This is a genomic window from Nitrososphaerota archaeon (genome assembly GCA_011605775.1).
GTDB lineage: Archaea > Thermoproteota > Nitrososphaeria > Nitrososphaerales > JAAOZN01 > JAAOZN01.
In genome coordinates this window covers 1-14993 of sequence record JAAOZN010000065.1, presented here as the reverse complement: position 1 = coordinate 14993, position 14993 = coordinate 1, and the positions used below count along the sequence as shown (strand labels likewise).

Below are 14993 nucleotides of genomic sequence, written 5' to 3'. Positions count from 1 at the left end.
ACCTTAAGCAATATATGGATAGGAGGTTCGAGAAACTCGAAAAAGATATAGCGCTGATAAAGCAGAAGATAGGGCTAACCTAATCAACCAAAAGGAGGTGTTAAGAAAAAAGCCCAAAAATTCCGCGGCACGACGCTGCCAAAGCCTGTTACGTGAAACTCCTCTTTAAGGGCGTTCTGTCAAAATCCTGATCATTCGATATTATTTCTTTAGCCCCACTTTTCAAAGCAGCCGCCAGGTGTAGAGCGTCTTCGTAATCCAACCCATACTCCTTCATAAGACCCACCGCCTGAACCATGTCTTTTTGAGTTAAGGGGATTATGCTCAGCCCCGCCAAGTCTGTTATCGAGTGAATTATTTCATCAACCAGCTTCTCCTCTTTTAAGTTCCTTCCCGTTAAACCCGCGATTATCACCAGCGTTTGGTAGACCGTTAAGGCAAAGTTTGCGTATCTTCTCTTCGGGTCTTCCTCAACCCTCTTTATCCAACGGCGGGCTACTTCGCCAAAGGTCGGGTGTTTACCAAGCCAGTAAACGAATATGTTGACGTCTAAGTAGCTTTCGACGCCCACCACCTCCTCAAAACCTCTAATACGAAGCCATCTAGATCATCAGGCCACTTCTCCACCTTGAAGGCGCCGTAGTATCTATCGGCGATCGAATCGACAGGTTCGATGATGATCGCCCCTCCTTCAGCCCTCATCTTAACATAACCACCCTCCTTCACCTTAACCTTCTCTCTAAGACCCTTAGGGATGATCACCCTACCCTTAGCATCGACTTTCATCATTAATCCCACTTATATCGTACTTCCCACTTATTTAAATATTCCCACAAATCGAGGGTTTTTTGCCTAAATTGTCTTTCACAATCGTGTTGTTGAATTCTTTTGACCATCTATTCTTCGGTGAAGCCTGACTCACTTCTCAAACTACGCCGAGAATGACGAAACCCCCTTTAACCCAATCAACCAAACAAAAGCATAGTATTGAGCCCAACCTATTAAACCACAGCTAAACAAATAACACATATAGCCTTCTAATTATGCGACAACCTCCACAAATTGCAAAACTTAAGATACATCGTGTGGCGTGTAGCTTGTTTGTTAGCAAACAGACGCTTTTTTTAGCCTCTAACCCTTCTCCCTCCGCCCACTTCCATATGTTCTCTCCATGCTCTCTTCACAAAGCACAAACAACCTTACAAACCGACCACTACAACTGGAGCTGAACTAAATCAATCCCCCACATCCTCAAAAAACATATCAAACAAACCACAACCTTAAAGAACAACCCAAACCATAACCAAAGAGGCTGTGAAGGCTAAGATCACAATCAAAGGCAGAAGAGTTCAGGATGTTGGCTACAGACTCCTCCTACTAAGCAGAGCACATACTCTTAAAGGGTTTGAAGCATCTAACGTAGGCGAAGACCTAATCGTTTTGATCGAGGGAAACGAAAATACTGTCAATAAATTTATTCAAACCGTTAAATCTGAGAAGCCGCCTTCAGCAGATGTGAGCGAGGTAATAGTCGAAGGCTACGATGGCGAAGTAATGGATGTGAAAGAATACAGGGAGCAGCTCAGCCTAGAGCAGCTGGTGAAGATAGCTACCGTTGGTGTCGAGATGAGAGACGACATCAAAGAGATGAAGGGAGATATAAAGACGATGCTGAAGAAGCAGGATGAAACATTAGCCGAAATAAGGGCGACGAGAAACGAGATTATAGCGACAAGAAATGAGCTTAGGGAGGAGATCAGAGAGACTAGAGGTGAAATTAGGGCTTTGAGGGAAGACCTTAAGCAATACATGGATAGGAGATTCTAGAAGCTCGAAAGAGAGATAGCGCTGATAAAGCAGAAGATAGGGCTAAGCCCCAAAGAAGCCGAATCTACTTAGATCTGCTTAGTTTCCGGTAAGCGTATAACGCGTAAACCTTCGCCGCGCCCAATAAATCCGATATCTCAGCACACTCGTCCGCTGTATGCGCTTTAGACGAATCACCCCCACTATATGTTAACGTTGGTATATTAGCGGCAACAAAATACCTCATATCCAAACCCCCTTGACATATCTTAAATACTGGCTTCAAGCCTAAGGCATCCTCCACAGCTTCAGCAAACCCTCTTTTAAGACCTTCATCACGCATCACACACGGCTCACCAGCTAAGATCGTTCTAACCTCCAGATCCTCCCTTGGAATACCGAGGCTGTCCGCACATCTATACAGCGCGTCAAGAAACTCGCTTTTAGCTTCTTCAAATGTCTCACCAGGGACAGTACGCCTATCTACGGTGAATGTAAGAGCATCTGGTACGATATTCACCTTCCCACCTCCCTTCACCACACCACCTAAAGTGACCACGGGTATAGCGTCGTCATATGGTACGAGTTTAGCGAACCTCTTGGTTGGCAGCTGCTTAACATAACTCTCTGATAAGCAGACAACCAACCTGCAGGCCCTTTCGAAAGCGTTAACACCCAGCCAAGGTGTTGAAGCGTGGGCTGACTTGCCTCTTACTGTAACCTCAAGCCAAGCTTGACCTTTATGTGAATCCCAAATGCTGCTCAACCCGCTTGGTTCTGCGATTATGCATAGATCAGCGAACCTACCCTTCTGCTCAACAAGAAATCTTGCACCCGCCCCTCCCCCGATCTCCTCATCGGGCACGGCTGAAAAAGACACCACACCAACCAACTCGCCTCTATGCTCAGCAAGAGCCTTAAAAGCAATTAACATAGATGCTAAAGGACCCTTCATGTCGCTCGCCCCTCTACCATAGATCCTACCATCCTTTACCAGCGGGTTAAACGGCTCTGTTATCCTCCACTCTCCAGTCGCTGGCACAACATCATAGTGCCCGTTGAAATGTATGTGAGGCTTCCCCTCTCTATCACCCAAGTAGGCTAAGAGAATCTTCCTAGGGTGGTTTTGACTATCAGGCGAGCGGGCTGCCACAACATCAATAGGCACATCGATAACCTCAACCCCCAAACCAAACCTCCTACACCACCAACCTATCCTTTCAACCATCTCAACATAGTTTAACCCAGGCGGGTTGACCGTGGGGATGGCGATAAACTCCTTCACCATCTCCACTAACAGACCCTCTAACCCATCAACCTCCTTAATCAGCTTCTCTTCCGCAGCACTCAACCCACTCATATTATGATCACCGCATCAGAATCTTCACTTTTCGGAGGCTTGTTTATTTACCCGCTCTTTTAACCAGAGCGCCACCTGCTTCAAAGTTTCGTTCGGCGTTATATCTACTATTGGAACCTCGATAACACCAGCCTTTATCGTCTGCTGGTAGTTTGGCATGAGGGTGAAGAGTACAGAGGACCATATTATTCTACCGGCTAGATACTCTTTCGCCACCGTTTCTGTGTCTGGGGGCAGCGCCATAGGTATGAAGGCTACACCCTCACACCACAGTATAACCGCAGGCTGACCGATCTGTATGCAGTGGGCTAGCGTTGCTGCTAACGCTTCTGGCTTGGGGTAGTAGGTGTATTCTTTGATCACCACCTCACTATAAGGTTCATAGGTTATCTTGACCAAACTAAACAGAATTGGGTTGATTCTGCTATATATGTATGTGCCACTTGCCAAAAGACATATCTTCTATGGAGGGGGTTGGTTAGAGAGTAGGCTGCATCGGATATGCCAGATGAGCGAGTGGTTGTGACTGTTCTCGGCGCTGATAGAGTTGGTATTGTGGCTGGAATATCTAGGGTTCTTGCTGAGAATAATGTGAATATCCTTGATCTTACGTCAAGTAAGATAAGAGATCTATTTGTGATGATAATGCTGGTCGATATTAGTAACAGCAGAGTCAGTTTGGAGAAGCTGAAGGAGCTGCTTGGGGCTGAGGCTGCGAAGATAGGGGTGCAAGTTACGGTTCAACACGAGAACATATTTCGCTACATGCATAGGGTGTGAAGATGTATACGCCTGAAGAGATCGTTGAAACATATGAGATGCTTTCACTACAGCACCTCAACATCAGAACGATCACAGCAGGTATAAATCTACTAGGCTGCTTAGATAAAGATCTAAACAGAGTAAAGAGATGCGTCTACACAAAGGTGGTTGAAACAGCCCTAAGATTGAACAAGGCTGTCAAAGAAGTCGAGGCAAAGTATGGTGTTGAAATCGTGAATAAGAGGATCGCAGTAACACCAGTAGCCATCCTACTAGAGCCATTCGCTGAGGAAAAGGGTGCAGCTAAAGTAGGTTTAGAGCTGGCTACAGTCTTAGACAATGCTGCTGAAGAGGGGGACATCGACTACATAGGGGGGTACTCAGCCCTAGTGCATAAAGGGTTTACCAAAGGTGATCTAGCGCTTATAGAGAGCATACCGATTGTTTTAAGCAGCACAAGCAGAGTCTGCAGCTGCGTCAACATAGCATCCACGCGAACAGGGATAAACGTGGATGCGGCGCTGAAGATGGGTGAGGTGATAAAGAAGACATCAGAGTTAACGGCTGAGCGTAGGGGTGTCGGATGCGCCAAGCTGGTTACATTCGCAAACGCACCAGAAGACAATCCCTTTATGCCAGGAGCCTACCACGGTTTAGGCGAGCCAGAAGTATCGGTTAATGTAGGCATCAGTGGACCAGCTGTCATAAAAGCTATTGTGGAGAAGAATCAGGATCTAGATCTTAGGCAGCTCGCTGATCTCGTAAAGAGGGCTGCGTTCAAGGTTACTAGGGTGGGCGAGCTATTAGGTAGAGAGGTGGCGAAGCTGATGGGCGTTCAGTTCAGCACAGTAGACCTCTCTTTAGCACCAACGCCTAAGCAAGGCGAGAGCATAGCCAACATACTCGAAGCCATGGGTCTGGAGCGCTGCGGCGCACCGGGCACAACGGCAGCACTAATGCTTCTTACCGATGCTGTAAAGAAGGGTGGGAGCATGGCTACGACCTTCGTAGGAGGGCTGAGCGGTGCTTTTATCCCTGTTAGTGAGGATGCAGGTATGGTTGATGCGGTTAAAGCTGGTGCGCTTAGTCTAGAGAAGCTTGAAGCGATGACCTCTGTTTGTTCAGCTGGTTTAGATATGATCGCTGTACCCGGCGACACGTCAGCCGAATCATTGGCTGGCATAATATTGGATGAAGCGGCTATCTGTGTGGCTAATGATAAGCCTGGTGGCGTTAGGATAATCCCTGTCCCCAATGCTAAGGCTGGCGAGTTTGTTGAGTTTGGAGGCTTACTCGGCAGCACCGTAGTTATGGAAGTAAGCAGATTTAAGCCAGATAGATTCGTTAAGCGAGGGGGGCAGATACCAGCACCTATTCACAGCTTCAGAGGTTAGCTCAGTAGGTTTTCGATGTAGTTGGATTCGATCATCCAGTCCTCATCTTCGATGGTTGTTGTGTAGCCGTGGCCTGGGTAAACTTTCACATTCTTCGGTAATGTGAAGAGCAGCTTAAGGCTTCTAAGCATCGCAGCAGGGTCTGAGCCCTGTAGATCCACTCTTCCGATGTTGCCTGCGAAGAGTGTATCGCCTGTAAATATTATGCCTTCTTCTGCGAGGTAGAAGCAGCATCCCCCTTCAGTATGCCCAGGTGTGTGTATCACTTCAACCTTCAGCGAACCTATCTGAAGGGTTTCGCCCCCCTTAAGTAGTATGTCTGGTGTAGGTGGGATTGGGTCTTTGGAGAAGGGGTTGTAGAGTAGGCGATAAGCGTCTAACTCGTGGATGCAGAGCTTTGCCCCAGTAGCTTCTTTCATTTTCCTATCGTCGCAGATGTGGTCTGGGTGGCCGTGCGTGTTCAAGATATAGATTATATGCGCACCCAGCTCTTGCGCCTTACTTAACAGCACATCAGAACCTAAAGCTGGATCTATGACAGCTGCCTCACATGTTCTTTCATCAAAAAGAAGGTAGGCGTTGTTATCAAGGGGAGGGACCACAAACCGCTCTATGCGCAACTCGCTTTCCTACAGCCCTAACAAACCTATCAATATTAAGTTTATATTATTTCCAGGTGGCTAGATGAATGTTGCTATAACCACCCTTTAGGATTGCAAGCATTAGGTAGTTGTGTCTCGTTTACAGTGGTTATTTTTGTTCCTGATTGTTAAACGTTTCAGAAACCTTAAGAAGAGAGGCTGAGGAGGACTCGTCGGGATAGGGAGGATGGAGGGAAACTATTTGTCTAATGTAAGGAAGGTAGTAATCTTAGGTGCTGGGCCGGCTGGTTTAACAGCAGCTATCTATCTCGCTAGAGACGGGCTAAACCCACTAGTTATAACTGGAGATTTGGTTGGGGGGCAGCTTATGCTGACTTCTCTAGTGGAGAACTTTCCTGGTTTCCCGGAGGGCATCCTGGGTCCTGAGTTGATGGATCTGTTTAAGAGGCAGGCTGAGCGCTTTGGTGCTGAGTTGCTCTATGATAGGGTTGTGAAGGTGGATTTTAAGGGTCAGCCGTTTAAGATCTTTACTGAGAGCGGCTTGGTTGAGACCGAAGCCGTTATAATTGCTACTGGTGCATCTGCTAGGCTACTTGGTTTAGAGGCTGAGCGTAGGCTTATGGGTAGGGGTGTTTCGGTCTGCGCAACTTGTGATGGAGCATTCTTTAAGGGAAAGGATGTAGCGGTAGTAGGTGGGGGTGATTCTGCTCTAGAAGATGCGCTCTTTTTAACCAAATTCGCTAGCAAGGTTACTGTAATTCATAGGCGAGATAAGTTGAGGGCTAGCTTAGCTATGCAGCAGCGCGCCTTCGCCAACCCAAAGATATCATTCAAGTGGAATAGTGTGGTCAAAGATATTTTAGGCGAAAAAAGTGTTGAGGGTGTGGTGGTGAGTGATGTCAGGAGTGGCGAAAAAGAGACGCTAAATGTCCAAGGGTTGTTTATAGCCATAGGACACGAGCCGAATACTGAAGTCTTTAAGGGGCAGATAGAGTTAGATGAAAAAGGATACATAGTGCTCAAGGAAGGTAGTATGACGAGTGTTAGTGGGGTCTTTGCAGCTGGAGATGTGCATGATCATAGATATAGGCAGGCGATAACTGCTGCTGGATTTGGTTGTATGGCTGCGCTAGATGTTGAGAGGTACTTGGGGCTAAGATAATGTTCATTTATTCTACTGTAAAGTCTCCGTTAGGTAAGATCTTTACAGTGATCGGGCGAATCACTCTAGTCCTCTTAACTTTGTCGCCTGCCCTAAACCTTATTTCATCATAGATTCTGGTGAAGTTTGCTTTAACCTTTATGTTAGCTTCATCTGCTTTATTCAATATGATGCGTGGAACATCCACAAGGTGTGTGCCCGGCTTTATCACCACAGAAACCGCTACGCCAAAGCTCTTCAGGGCTGCTAAGGTTTCTCTGGCCAACTTTATGTTCTGATAAGCCCTCTTCTCAAGTATGCTCACATTTTCTCTTGTTGTGTTTAGCCTCTTAGCGACCTCCTCTTGCGTCAAACCTTGAGCTCTCAGCTTTAGCACTTCGATCTGTCTTTCTGTAAGAAGCCCAACCTTTTTCGCAGCCATTCAATTATGTGCAGAGTTTAGGATGTTTTTAAGATATTCCCTCTCTGCGTGGTTTATGTGAAAGGTGCATCCAAGAGCTTGGTTATCCGCTCAGCTTTCAACTCACCTATACCCTCAACCTTCATAAGCTCGGTTTTGGAGGCGATGAACACTCTTCTAACCGAGCCGAAGTGGGAGAGAAGCCTAACGGCTAAACCCTCTCCGATGCCAGGCAGGCCGCAGACAGCATAGATCTGGCGTTCCCTCTCAGTCAAGATCTTTGGCTTATGCCTCAGCTTTATGGGTTCTGCGGACTGCTGCTGTAAGCGTTTTGCTAGTGTTGCTAGTAGGTCTACTGTTTGAAGCGTGTTGTATGTGTTTATTGTAGGTAAGTTGTAGTCCATTTGCAGCTTGAGGAGAGCACCCCAGAAGGCTCTTGGGTTCAGCCTATTCGCAAGCTCCTCACCTACATCACCCTCTATTATCATAAGTGGTTTTGTGTAGGCTTCTCTAAGGCGCTCCACCTGCTCAAACAGCCTACCGCTGAAAAGCGAGTTAAAGAAGTCTTGAGTCGTCTTCCTCTCAACAGCACACTCAGATGAAAGTATATAGTCTCCAGGCGTCACAGCTCTCCTCTCCACCTCCACACCTAGCTGCAGCAGAAGAACTGCGATGACATCTGGCTCCCTGCTATCAACTACTATCTTAACCATCCAAGCAGACTACATAAGCAGAGCAGAAAAGGTTTTACCAACACCTCTAACCTAACATGCTTGGGTGCGAGCTGGTGGGCAGGTGAGGGGCAACACCCTGAGGAAACTCCTCCCTCCGTGCAGCACCGCGGCGCCGCGAGGCGCATCGGGAGACCGATGGCAACAACACAGAAACGGCATCTGGGCTGGGGGAACGGTGATGAGGCGACTCTGAGGTTCCCAGCTTCAGAGTGAAACGGTTGACCCGCGGGGAGCAAGGCCAAACAGGGTTGATGAGCGCTGCACGAAACCCGGGTAGGCCGCTTAGCGGAATCCTGCCTAAAACAGAAGGAGGGTTACGGCCAGCACGCACCCCTCTTATTTCACCAATATTCTAGGTAGCCTTGATGGGTTTCTTCTACCAGTAATTCGGCGCCATGTTAGGGCAGAGGTGTGTGTTTATTTGGGTGTGTTTGTTGGGTGTGGTTGATGGCTGATTCGGGTTATCTGCTTGTTGTCTGCGAGAAGCCGGATGCTGCGAGGCGTGTAGCTTCTGCTTTGGGTGGTGAGGTGAGGGCTGAGCGGGTTGATGATGGTGTGGTTGTGTATAGGGTTGATGGTGATAGAGGTAGGTTTGTTGTGTGTGCAGCATCTGGGCACCTCTATACGGTCTGGGATGTTGATGTGAAGAAGAGTGGTTACCCTATTTTGGATGTTGGTTGGTACCCTCTGCATACGGTTGATAGAAGTAAGAGGCATGTTGGTAGGTTGATCAAGGCTATAGGGGAGTTGGCGAAGGGTGCTTCTGGCTTCATAAACGCCTGCGACTACGACATAGAGGGGGAAACGATAGGGTATAATATTTTGAAGTATGCGTGCGGTGGAAAAGAGACCTCAGCCCTAAGAGCGAAGTTCTCAACTCTGACTGTAGAGGAGCTGAGGGAAGCTTTTGCAAAAACCTTCCCCAACCCTGTGAATAGGCTGGCTGAGGCTGGTAGGACTAGGCATATAGTGGATTTTATATGGGGTGTGAACCTAACACGAGCGCTCACAGAAGCCTACTCCTCCAAAGGCGGTTACCGGACGCTCAGCGTAGGTAGGGTCCAAGGTCCTACGTTAGCGTATATCGTGGATAGGGAGTGTGAGATTAGGTGGTTTGTCCCTACACCGTGTTGGAGTGTTGGCGCGGTGCTGGAGAAGGACGGCTTCGCCTTCAGAGCTTCTTATGTTGTGGAGAAGATCGAGAGGCTGGCTGAGGCTCGAGCTGTTGAGGCTGGTTGCAGAGGGAAGGAGGGGGTTGTCAAAGAGGTTCATAAGCAGATTATACACCAGCACCCACCTACACCATTCAACCTCGGCGACCTACAGCACGAAGCCTACAGGGTCTTCGGCTTCTCCCCCTCACTAACCCTAAGATTGGCTGAGAGCCTCTATCTGAAGGCTCTAATCTCATACCCTCGCACTTCAAGCCAGAAGCTCCCACCATCCATAGGCTACCGTAAGATACTTAGCAACCTACAGAAGTTGGAGCAGTATAGATCTGATGTAAGCGAGCTCCTTACCAAGCCTCTTAAACCCTTTGAAGGCAAAGAGGAGGACCCTGCGCATCCAGCCATCTACCCTACAGGTGAACTCCCTCAGGGGTTGGATGAGAGGCAGAGCGAGCTGTATGATTTGGTTGTGAGAAGGTTTCTCGCGGTCTTCGGCGATTACGCTGTACGTGAGAGGGTCACAGCTGATATCGAGATAGGCTCTCATCTCTTCAAAGTGAGCGGTCGAAGGACTATAGAGGAGGGGTGGATAAAATACTATAGAGCGTATACCAGTGTTGAGGATAATCCGCTCCCCAATTTGGGGGAGGGTGATAGGCTTAGAGTCATTTCTATAGAAGTTGCTGAGAGGTTTGAGCAGCCCCCGCCTCGCTACAACCAGAGCAGCTTGCTCGCTAAGATGGAGAGGGAGGGGGTCGGCACGAAGACCACTAGGGCTGAGATCATTGACACACTCTACCAAAGAGGGTATATTGTGGGCAGCAGCATCAAAGCAACCGACTTAGCCTTCTCCATAATCGAAGCCATGAAAGAACATAGCCCAAACATAATCTCGACAGAGATGACGAGAGAGATAGAAAGAGCTCTGGAGGACATAGAGAAAGGTGAGGTGAGTGGCGCTGATGTTGTAGAGAAGGCGGCATCACACCTCCTATCAGCCCTAGAGGGGCTTAAAGCGGCTGAGGAAGAACTTGCTTTAAGGGTTAAAGAGGCGGCGAAAGCGAGCTTAGCTGCAGAGGACATAATAGGGGAGTGCCCCCTCTGTAGAAATGGGCAGCTTAAGGTTTTACGCTCAAAGAAGACGGGTAAGCGGTTTGTAGGCTGCACAAACTATGAGGGAGGCTGCAGAGCCTCAGCACCCCTACCTCAAAAAGGTAAAGTAAGAAGCCTAAATAGGGTCTGTAGGGTGTGCGGCTGGCCTATGGTAGCCATAACGTTGGGTAGATATCCGTGGAGGATGTGTGTGAATCCTAGCTGCCCGACGAAGAGTGGGAGGGTGAAGTAGAGTTTGAAGTGTGTGCTCTGCTGGAGGGAGAGCAGATCTAAAGAGGGGCTCTGCTTCTACCACGCTGAAGCATACCGAAGCCTCGTCGAGGGGTATAGACGCTGGTGTAGAGCATATGGTGAGATGGATGAAGGAAGGTATTTAGAGAGGCTGCTTGAGCTGCCTGAGTGCGGGGAATGGGTTAAAGATGTTGCTAAGATGGAGCTTAAACGCCTAAAAGAGGGGGAGAAGATTGCTGAAGAAAGCTCTTGACAGCTTCGCAGCAAAGATAAGCAGAAGGTTAGAGAAGAGCCGATTCGTCAGAAGATCCCTCAAAGTCTCTGTTGAAAGAGTTATAGAGGGGCTTTATCTGCTCGCGCTACTCATTCTCTTGGGCGGAGGCGTAAATGCTGTGCTTGAAGGGTTAAGATTCAAAGCGCCACAATCGATGATCTTCCGCTCCTCTACCGCGCAAAGTATAGGTGACACCGTCATATACATATTCACCCTAATACTCGGTGTTGCAGGCGTCTACTTCATCTACCGAGGCAGCAGATTTACATCAAGTAAACGTGTTAGCAACTTCTACCTGTTTGTCGGCGTGGTGGGGCTGCTCCTAGCTTTAGTCATCGAACTCTATCTTTTCGGCTACAAAAGATATGGGTAGGATGAAGAGCTTAAATCTGGGTTAAGCAAATAAAGGAGGTGTAGAGAATTGAGCCTACGCTGGTTAAGTGGTTTAAAGTATACCGACATCCTAGACAAAGTTATTGAAACAGATCTATGTTCAAGATGCGGCACTTGTACAGTAGCGTGCAGAGTTAACAGCAGAGACTGTTTAGAATACGTTGACAAGCCTTTAAGAGAGAGCGGGAGGTGCGTGGATTGCGGGATCTGCTTGCTATCCTGCTCAAGAGCAGACATAATACTTGAGAAGATGGGGTTTATTAGCAAAGCACCAAAAGAAGGTGTCGGTGATCTTAGAGCCGCCTACGCCATAAGGACCACTAGAGAGGATGTGCGTAGAGTGTGCCAAGACGGGGGCTTCGTAACAACCCTACTTCTATGGGCTTATGAAAACGGTGTAATAGATGCTGCCCTGCTTTCTGGGGTAGGTAAACAACCTCAGCTCGCAGAGCCACGCTTAGCTAGAAGCGCTGAAGAGATACTTTCAGCAGCTGGAACCAGATACACATATTCACCAAACATAATATCATTACTAAGTGAATTACCTCATGCAGCACCCTATTCTGCGGGTAAGGTTGCGTTTGTTGGCGTACCTTGTCAGATTCAATCTCTTAAGAAGGCGCAGCTTAACAACATCAAGCCATTCGAGCGGATTAAGCTCTCGATAGGGCTCTTCTGCAGCGAAAGCTTTGACTACTTTGGGTTAATGAAGCAGAAGATAGAGGGTGAGATGAAGATACCTTTAGATCAGATCGCAAAAACAAACATCAAGGGTAAGTTCTTTATCTACTTAAAGGATGGGCAGCAGCGTGAGATAGCGCTCAAGGATATAAAGGGCTACGTGAGAAGAGCGTGCGAATTCTGCGACGATTTTACGGCTGAAGACGCTGATGTCTCAGCTGGTGGGGTGGGGTTAGACGGCTGGTCTGCAGTTTTGGTCAGAAGTGAGTTGGCTGAGGAGATAGTTAACGGAATGATTAAGGATAGGGTTGTTGAGGCGAAGCCGCTTCAAGAGTTCAAATCAGCCTACGATCTGATGATGAAGCTCTCCAAGAACAAGCGGAGCAAGGCAGCCAAAGCTATCGCTGAATTACCCACTCCAACTCCTATGCTCACGGTTTAAAGATTAATCAACTTCTAATGCTCTATGGTTATGTGATGGTGGGGAGTGGGGGGCTAGGAGATATTCTGCCTCGTGATGTAGTGGAGGCTCTAGGAGAGGGTGTTAGGGTTTCAGGTAGGCTCTACCCCACCCTATGCCTGGCGTGCAGAGGGGCTAGAATGCTCTGCGGAAAAGCCAGATGCCCCATAGTGGTGAAGGCTGAAGCGCTTGTGAGGGTTAAAGGAGGTTTAGACCGTGAGCAGATAGCGGGCTCCACACCACCAGCGGCCTTCGTCGGGCGCATAGGCTACCCCAAGGTGTACGTTGGCCCCCTCCTCCCCAACTTCTACGGCGACACAGTTCTCTTAGATACGCCTGAGTGGTGGTTGGGTAAGGGGATAGAGGAGATCGTAAGCTTCAGGTACAGCTTGGTTAGGGGGAAGAGTAGGCTCGAAGTTAAGGCAGCCTCAACCGGGCATAGGCTGCTGGCTACGCTACAGGAGCTTGCGATGAGTGTGAAAGCGGTGGATGCGGAGGCGGTCTTCGAAAAGAAGCCTCTGAAGATGCTTATATTATCGGATATCGCGCAACCCTTCGGACCCTCAGCACCCCTACGTTCATTTAAAGCTTCAGATAGCAGCGTAGATAGGCGGATAGAGAAAGCGTACTATGATAGGGATCTGAAGGCTGCTGAAGCTGTTGCAGAACTCTATAAGAAGGGGGTGCTGGTCACAAGAATACAGCGTGCCTTTAGCCTAGGTATGTTCGGTGAGGGGAAGAGGAGGAGGCTCGTTCCAACAAGGTGGAGTATAACAGCAGTAGACAGCATCATCTCCGAAGTGCTCGTCAAAGAGGTGAAGAATCACCCAACTGTAGATAAGTATATGGTCTTCTACCTCAAGAACATCGGCAACCTCTACATAGTGATTCTTATACCTAAACCTTGGAGCTTCGAGTGGATAGAAGCCTGGTTTCCAGGTACACCTTGGAACCCAGAGGGCGCTTCACCTAAACCAGCCATCATGGGTGACTACGAGTCTTACTGGGGGCGGAAAGATTATCCTTCGATAGGCGGCTGCTACTACTCAACGAGGCTAGCAGCAACCGAAGCGCTCAGCAGAATGAGGCGCCAAGCAACAGTCCTAGCGCTCCGCGAAATATACCCAGACTACATACTCCCAGTTGGTGTCTGGAATGTTAGGGAGAGTATCAGAGCAGCGCTCAAGACTAAGCCGCGGATCTTCGACACATTAGAGGAAGCCTTAAGATTCGCCAAAGGCTTGTTGAAAGTACCTCTCCAAAGCTGGATTCAGCACAGCACCATCCTTAGAGGAGCACTCAGCCAAACAAGCATAAAGGATTACATCTGATCAAAATTTTTGGAAGAAGATGATGTACTCGTGTTTGAAGAAGAAAGTGCCTGACTTCAGCACCCTATACTTCCAGAGATGTATCTGTTTTCGCTTGGCTAAGGTTTCTTCGAAGTTTTTGATGCATATGGCTTTGAGCTTCAAACCTCTTTTAAGCGTCTCACTCAATGTGTAGAATCCAAGTGGGACCCACTCGCCTTCCGCATATTTGTCTCCTATGACGAGCACGTAATATCCGCCTTTGGCTAAGACGGTCAGCACATTATCGAGGATCTTACCGTATGAGTGGAGGAAATCTTCTAATGTTGGTGCGTTTGCTAGGTTTCTTGGGTCTTTACCGTATTTGATGATGTCGTGGTAGGGTGGGTGCGCTATAACTAGAGACGCTTCGCTAAACCCTCTTTCAGCGAGTAGATGTTGGAAATCGATTTCTCTGCTATCCCCTTCTACCACCTCAACCCTCACCCCGTAGGGGTTGAGCTCTTCACAGAGCCTCCTCTTAGCCACCTCAGCTATCTGGGGCTCTAACTCAACACCTATACCATTCCTCCCCAGCCTCTGGCATTCTACGAGCGTCGTGCCGTAGCCAACAAATGGGTCTACGACTAGATCGTAGGATCTGGTGAATCTTAAGATGGCTTGCCTAGGTATCTGGGGTATAAACTCGCCGTGGTGAAGAACACCCATAGCGCCGCTACTATCTCGTTCAGGGATGATCCAGAGGCTATCTACAATTATATCCCACCGCTTCACGAAAGTTAGCCAATTTCGCAGGTCTAGGGAAGGGGGTTGATGATTTGCTTCACTTTGCTTCACGAGATACCTCACTAAAACCTCTAACCCACAAATAGAGCATAAACATTACTCTCTTTACTGTAGGCTGAGGGCTTCTTGGTAGACGGCTTTTGTGGCTTGTGCTATGGTGCTCCACCTATACTCCCGCTCAACCTTCTCCCGCATATTCTTCTTCAGCCGCTCCGCAAGATCCTTCGACTCCAACACCCTTAAGATGCCCCAAGCAAGCGAATCTGGGTTATTTGGGTAGACCTTTACCCCCGTCTTCTCGTGCTCTACGATTTCTGATAGCCCGCCTGTGTCTGACGCTACCACAGGGCACCCGG

Annotated in this window: 18 protein-coding genes and 1 other RNA gene; 10 read left to right on the top strand and 9 right to left on the bottom strand. The window is 48.4% G+C overall.

All coding sequences use genetic code 11. The features are described from left to right. Nucleotides 1-148: 148 nt before the first annotated feature. The gene (locus HA494_05950) at nucleotides 149-571 is read right to left on the bottom strand and encodes a type II toxin-antitoxin system VapC family toxin (GenBank protein NHV97313.1); all 423 of its coding nucleotides are present in this window, start codon (nucleotides 569-571) and stop codon (nucleotides 149-151) included. Then, nucleotides 550-786: an AbrB/MazE/SpoVT family DNA-binding domain-containing protein gene (locus HA494_05945; protein ID NHV97312.1), complete on the bottom strand. Its 237-nt coding sequence runs from the start codon at nucleotides 784-786 to the stop codon at nucleotides 550-552. Before HA494_05945 ends, HA494_05950 begins: the two co-directional genes overlap by 22 nt. Nucleotides 787-1314: 528 nt before the next feature. Here HA494_05945 and HA494_05940 point away from each other — a divergent pair. Then, on the top strand, nucleotides 1315-1827 hold the full coding sequence (locus HA494_05940; GenBank protein NHV97311.1) for an acylphosphatase: 513 nt from the start codon (nucleotides 1315-1317) through the stop codon (nucleotides 1825-1827). Nucleotides 1828-1891: 64 nt separating this feature from the next. Here HA494_05940 and HA494_05935 read toward each other — a convergent pair whose 3' ends face one another. Both HA494_05935 and HA494_05930 read right to left on the bottom strand, forming a co-directional pair. Beyond that, nucleotides 1892-3166 carry a M20 family metallopeptidase gene (locus HA494_05935; protein NHV97310.1) on the bottom strand — a complete coding sequence of 425 codons (1275 nt, stop codon included), beginning with the start codon at nucleotides 3164-3166 and terminating at the stop codon, nucleotides 1892-1894. Between the two features lie 24 nt (nucleotides 3167-3190). Beyond that, nucleotides 3191-3565 (bottom strand): hypothetical protein, encoded by a 375-nt coding sequence (locus HA494_05930; protein NHV97309.1) that lies wholly within the window; start codon nucleotides 3563-3565, stop codon nucleotides 3191-3193. A gap of 102 nt (nucleotides 3566-3667) precedes the next feature. Here HA494_05930 and HA494_05925 point away from each other — a divergent pair, with 102 nt between their 5' ends. Both HA494_05925 and HA494_05920 read left to right on the top strand, forming a co-directional pair. Beyond that, nucleotides 3668-3946 (top strand): ACT domain-containing protein, encoded by a 279-nt coding sequence (locus HA494_05925; protein ID NHV97308.1) that lies wholly within the window; start codon nucleotides 3668-3670, stop codon nucleotides 3944-3946. A gap of 2 nt (nucleotides 3947-3948) precedes the next feature. Beyond that, nucleotides 3949-5322 carry a PFL family protein gene (locus HA494_05920; protein NHV97307.1) on the top strand — a complete coding sequence of 458 codons (1374 nt, stop codon included), beginning with the start codon at nucleotides 3949-3951 and terminating at the stop codon, nucleotides 5320-5322. Here HA494_05920 and HA494_05915 read toward each other — a convergent pair. Continuing rightward, a complete protein-coding gene (locus tag HA494_05915) occupies nucleotides 5319-5942 on the bottom strand; it encodes an MBL fold metallo-hydrolase (GenBank protein NHV97306.1) in 624 nt (207 codons plus the stop codon). The two genes, HA494_05920 and HA494_05915, sit on opposite strands and share 4 nt — an antisense overlap. Before the next feature lie 208 nt (nucleotides 5943-6150). Between HA494_05915 and trxB the strand changes: the two genes are divergently transcribed. Further along, nucleotides 6151-7086 (top strand): thioredoxin-disulfide reductase, encoded by a 936-nt coding sequence (gene trxB / locus HA494_05910; GenBank protein NHV97305.1) that lies wholly within the window; start codon nucleotides 6151-6153, stop codon nucleotides 7084-7086. 7 nt (nucleotides 7087-7093) lie between these two features. On the opposite strand, the gene HA494_05905 is transcribed toward trxB, so the two are convergent. Together HA494_05905 and HA494_05900 are read right to left on the bottom strand one after the other, a co-directional pair. Then, nucleotides 7094-7507, bottom strand: a complete 414-nt coding sequence (locus tag HA494_05905) for a Tfx family DNA-binding protein (GenBank protein NHV97304.1) — start codon at nucleotides 7505-7507, stop codon at nucleotides 7094-7096. A 53-nt stretch (nucleotides 7508-7560) separates the two neighbouring features. Continuing rightward, nucleotides 7561-8199, bottom strand: coding sequence for a hypothetical protein (locus HA494_05900; GenBank protein NHV97303.1), 639 nt, complete (start codon nucleotides 8197-8199; stop codon nucleotides 7561-7563). Nucleotides 8200-8265: 66 nt separating this feature from the next. Between HA494_05900 and rnpB the strand changes: the two genes are divergently transcribed. The 6 genes from rnpB to HA494_05870 all read left to right on the top strand — a co-directional run bounded on the left by rnpB (nucleotide 8266) and on the right by HA494_05870 (nucleotide 13872). After that, nucleotides 8266-8549: RNase P RNA component (gene rnpB, locus HA494_05895), an RNA gene on the top strand. A gap of 118 nt (nucleotides 8550-8667) precedes the next feature. Further along, nucleotides 8668-10734, top strand: a complete 2067-nt coding sequence (gene topA, locus HA494_05890; GenBank protein ID NHV97302.1) for a DNA topoisomerase I — start codon at nucleotides 8668-8670, stop codon at nucleotides 10732-10734. Between the two features lie 3 nt (nucleotides 10735-10737). Continuing rightward, the gene (locus HA494_05885; GenBank protein NHV97301.1) at nucleotides 10738-10986 is read left to right on the top strand and encodes a hypothetical protein; all 249 of its coding nucleotides are present in this window, start codon (nucleotides 10738-10740) and stop codon (nucleotides 10984-10986) included. Beyond that, on the top strand, nucleotides 10967-11380 hold the full coding sequence (locus HA494_05880) for a hypothetical protein (GenBank protein ID NHV97300.1): 414 nt from the start codon (nucleotides 10967-10969) through the stop codon (nucleotides 11378-11380). The genes HA494_05885 and HA494_05880 overlap by 20 nt, the downstream gene beginning before the upstream one ends. A gap of 48 nt (nucleotides 11381-11428) precedes the next feature. After that, complete coding sequence (locus tag HA494_05875; GenBank protein NHV97299.1) at nucleotides 11429-12523, top strand: hypothetical protein; 1095 nt, start codon at nucleotides 11429-11431, stop codon at nucleotides 12521-12523. 35 nt (nucleotides 12524-12558) lie between these two features. Beyond that, nucleotides 12559-13872: a hypothetical protein gene (locus HA494_05870; protein NHV97298.1), complete on the top strand. Its 1314-nt coding sequence runs from the start codon at nucleotides 12559-12561 to the stop codon at nucleotides 13870-13872. Here the strand turns inward: HA494_05870 and HA494_05865 are convergent, their stop codons facing one another. Continuing rightward, nucleotides 13873-14688 (bottom strand): DNA methylase, encoded by an 816-nt coding sequence (locus HA494_05865; GenBank protein NHV97297.1) that lies wholly within the window; start codon nucleotides 14686-14688, stop codon nucleotides 13873-13875. A gap of 54 nt (nucleotides 14689-14742) precedes the next feature. Then, nucleotides 14743-14993: glycosyltransferase family 4 protein (locus tag HA494_05860; GenBank protein ID NHV97296.1), on the bottom strand; the 251-nt coding region annotated here is incomplete at its 5' end.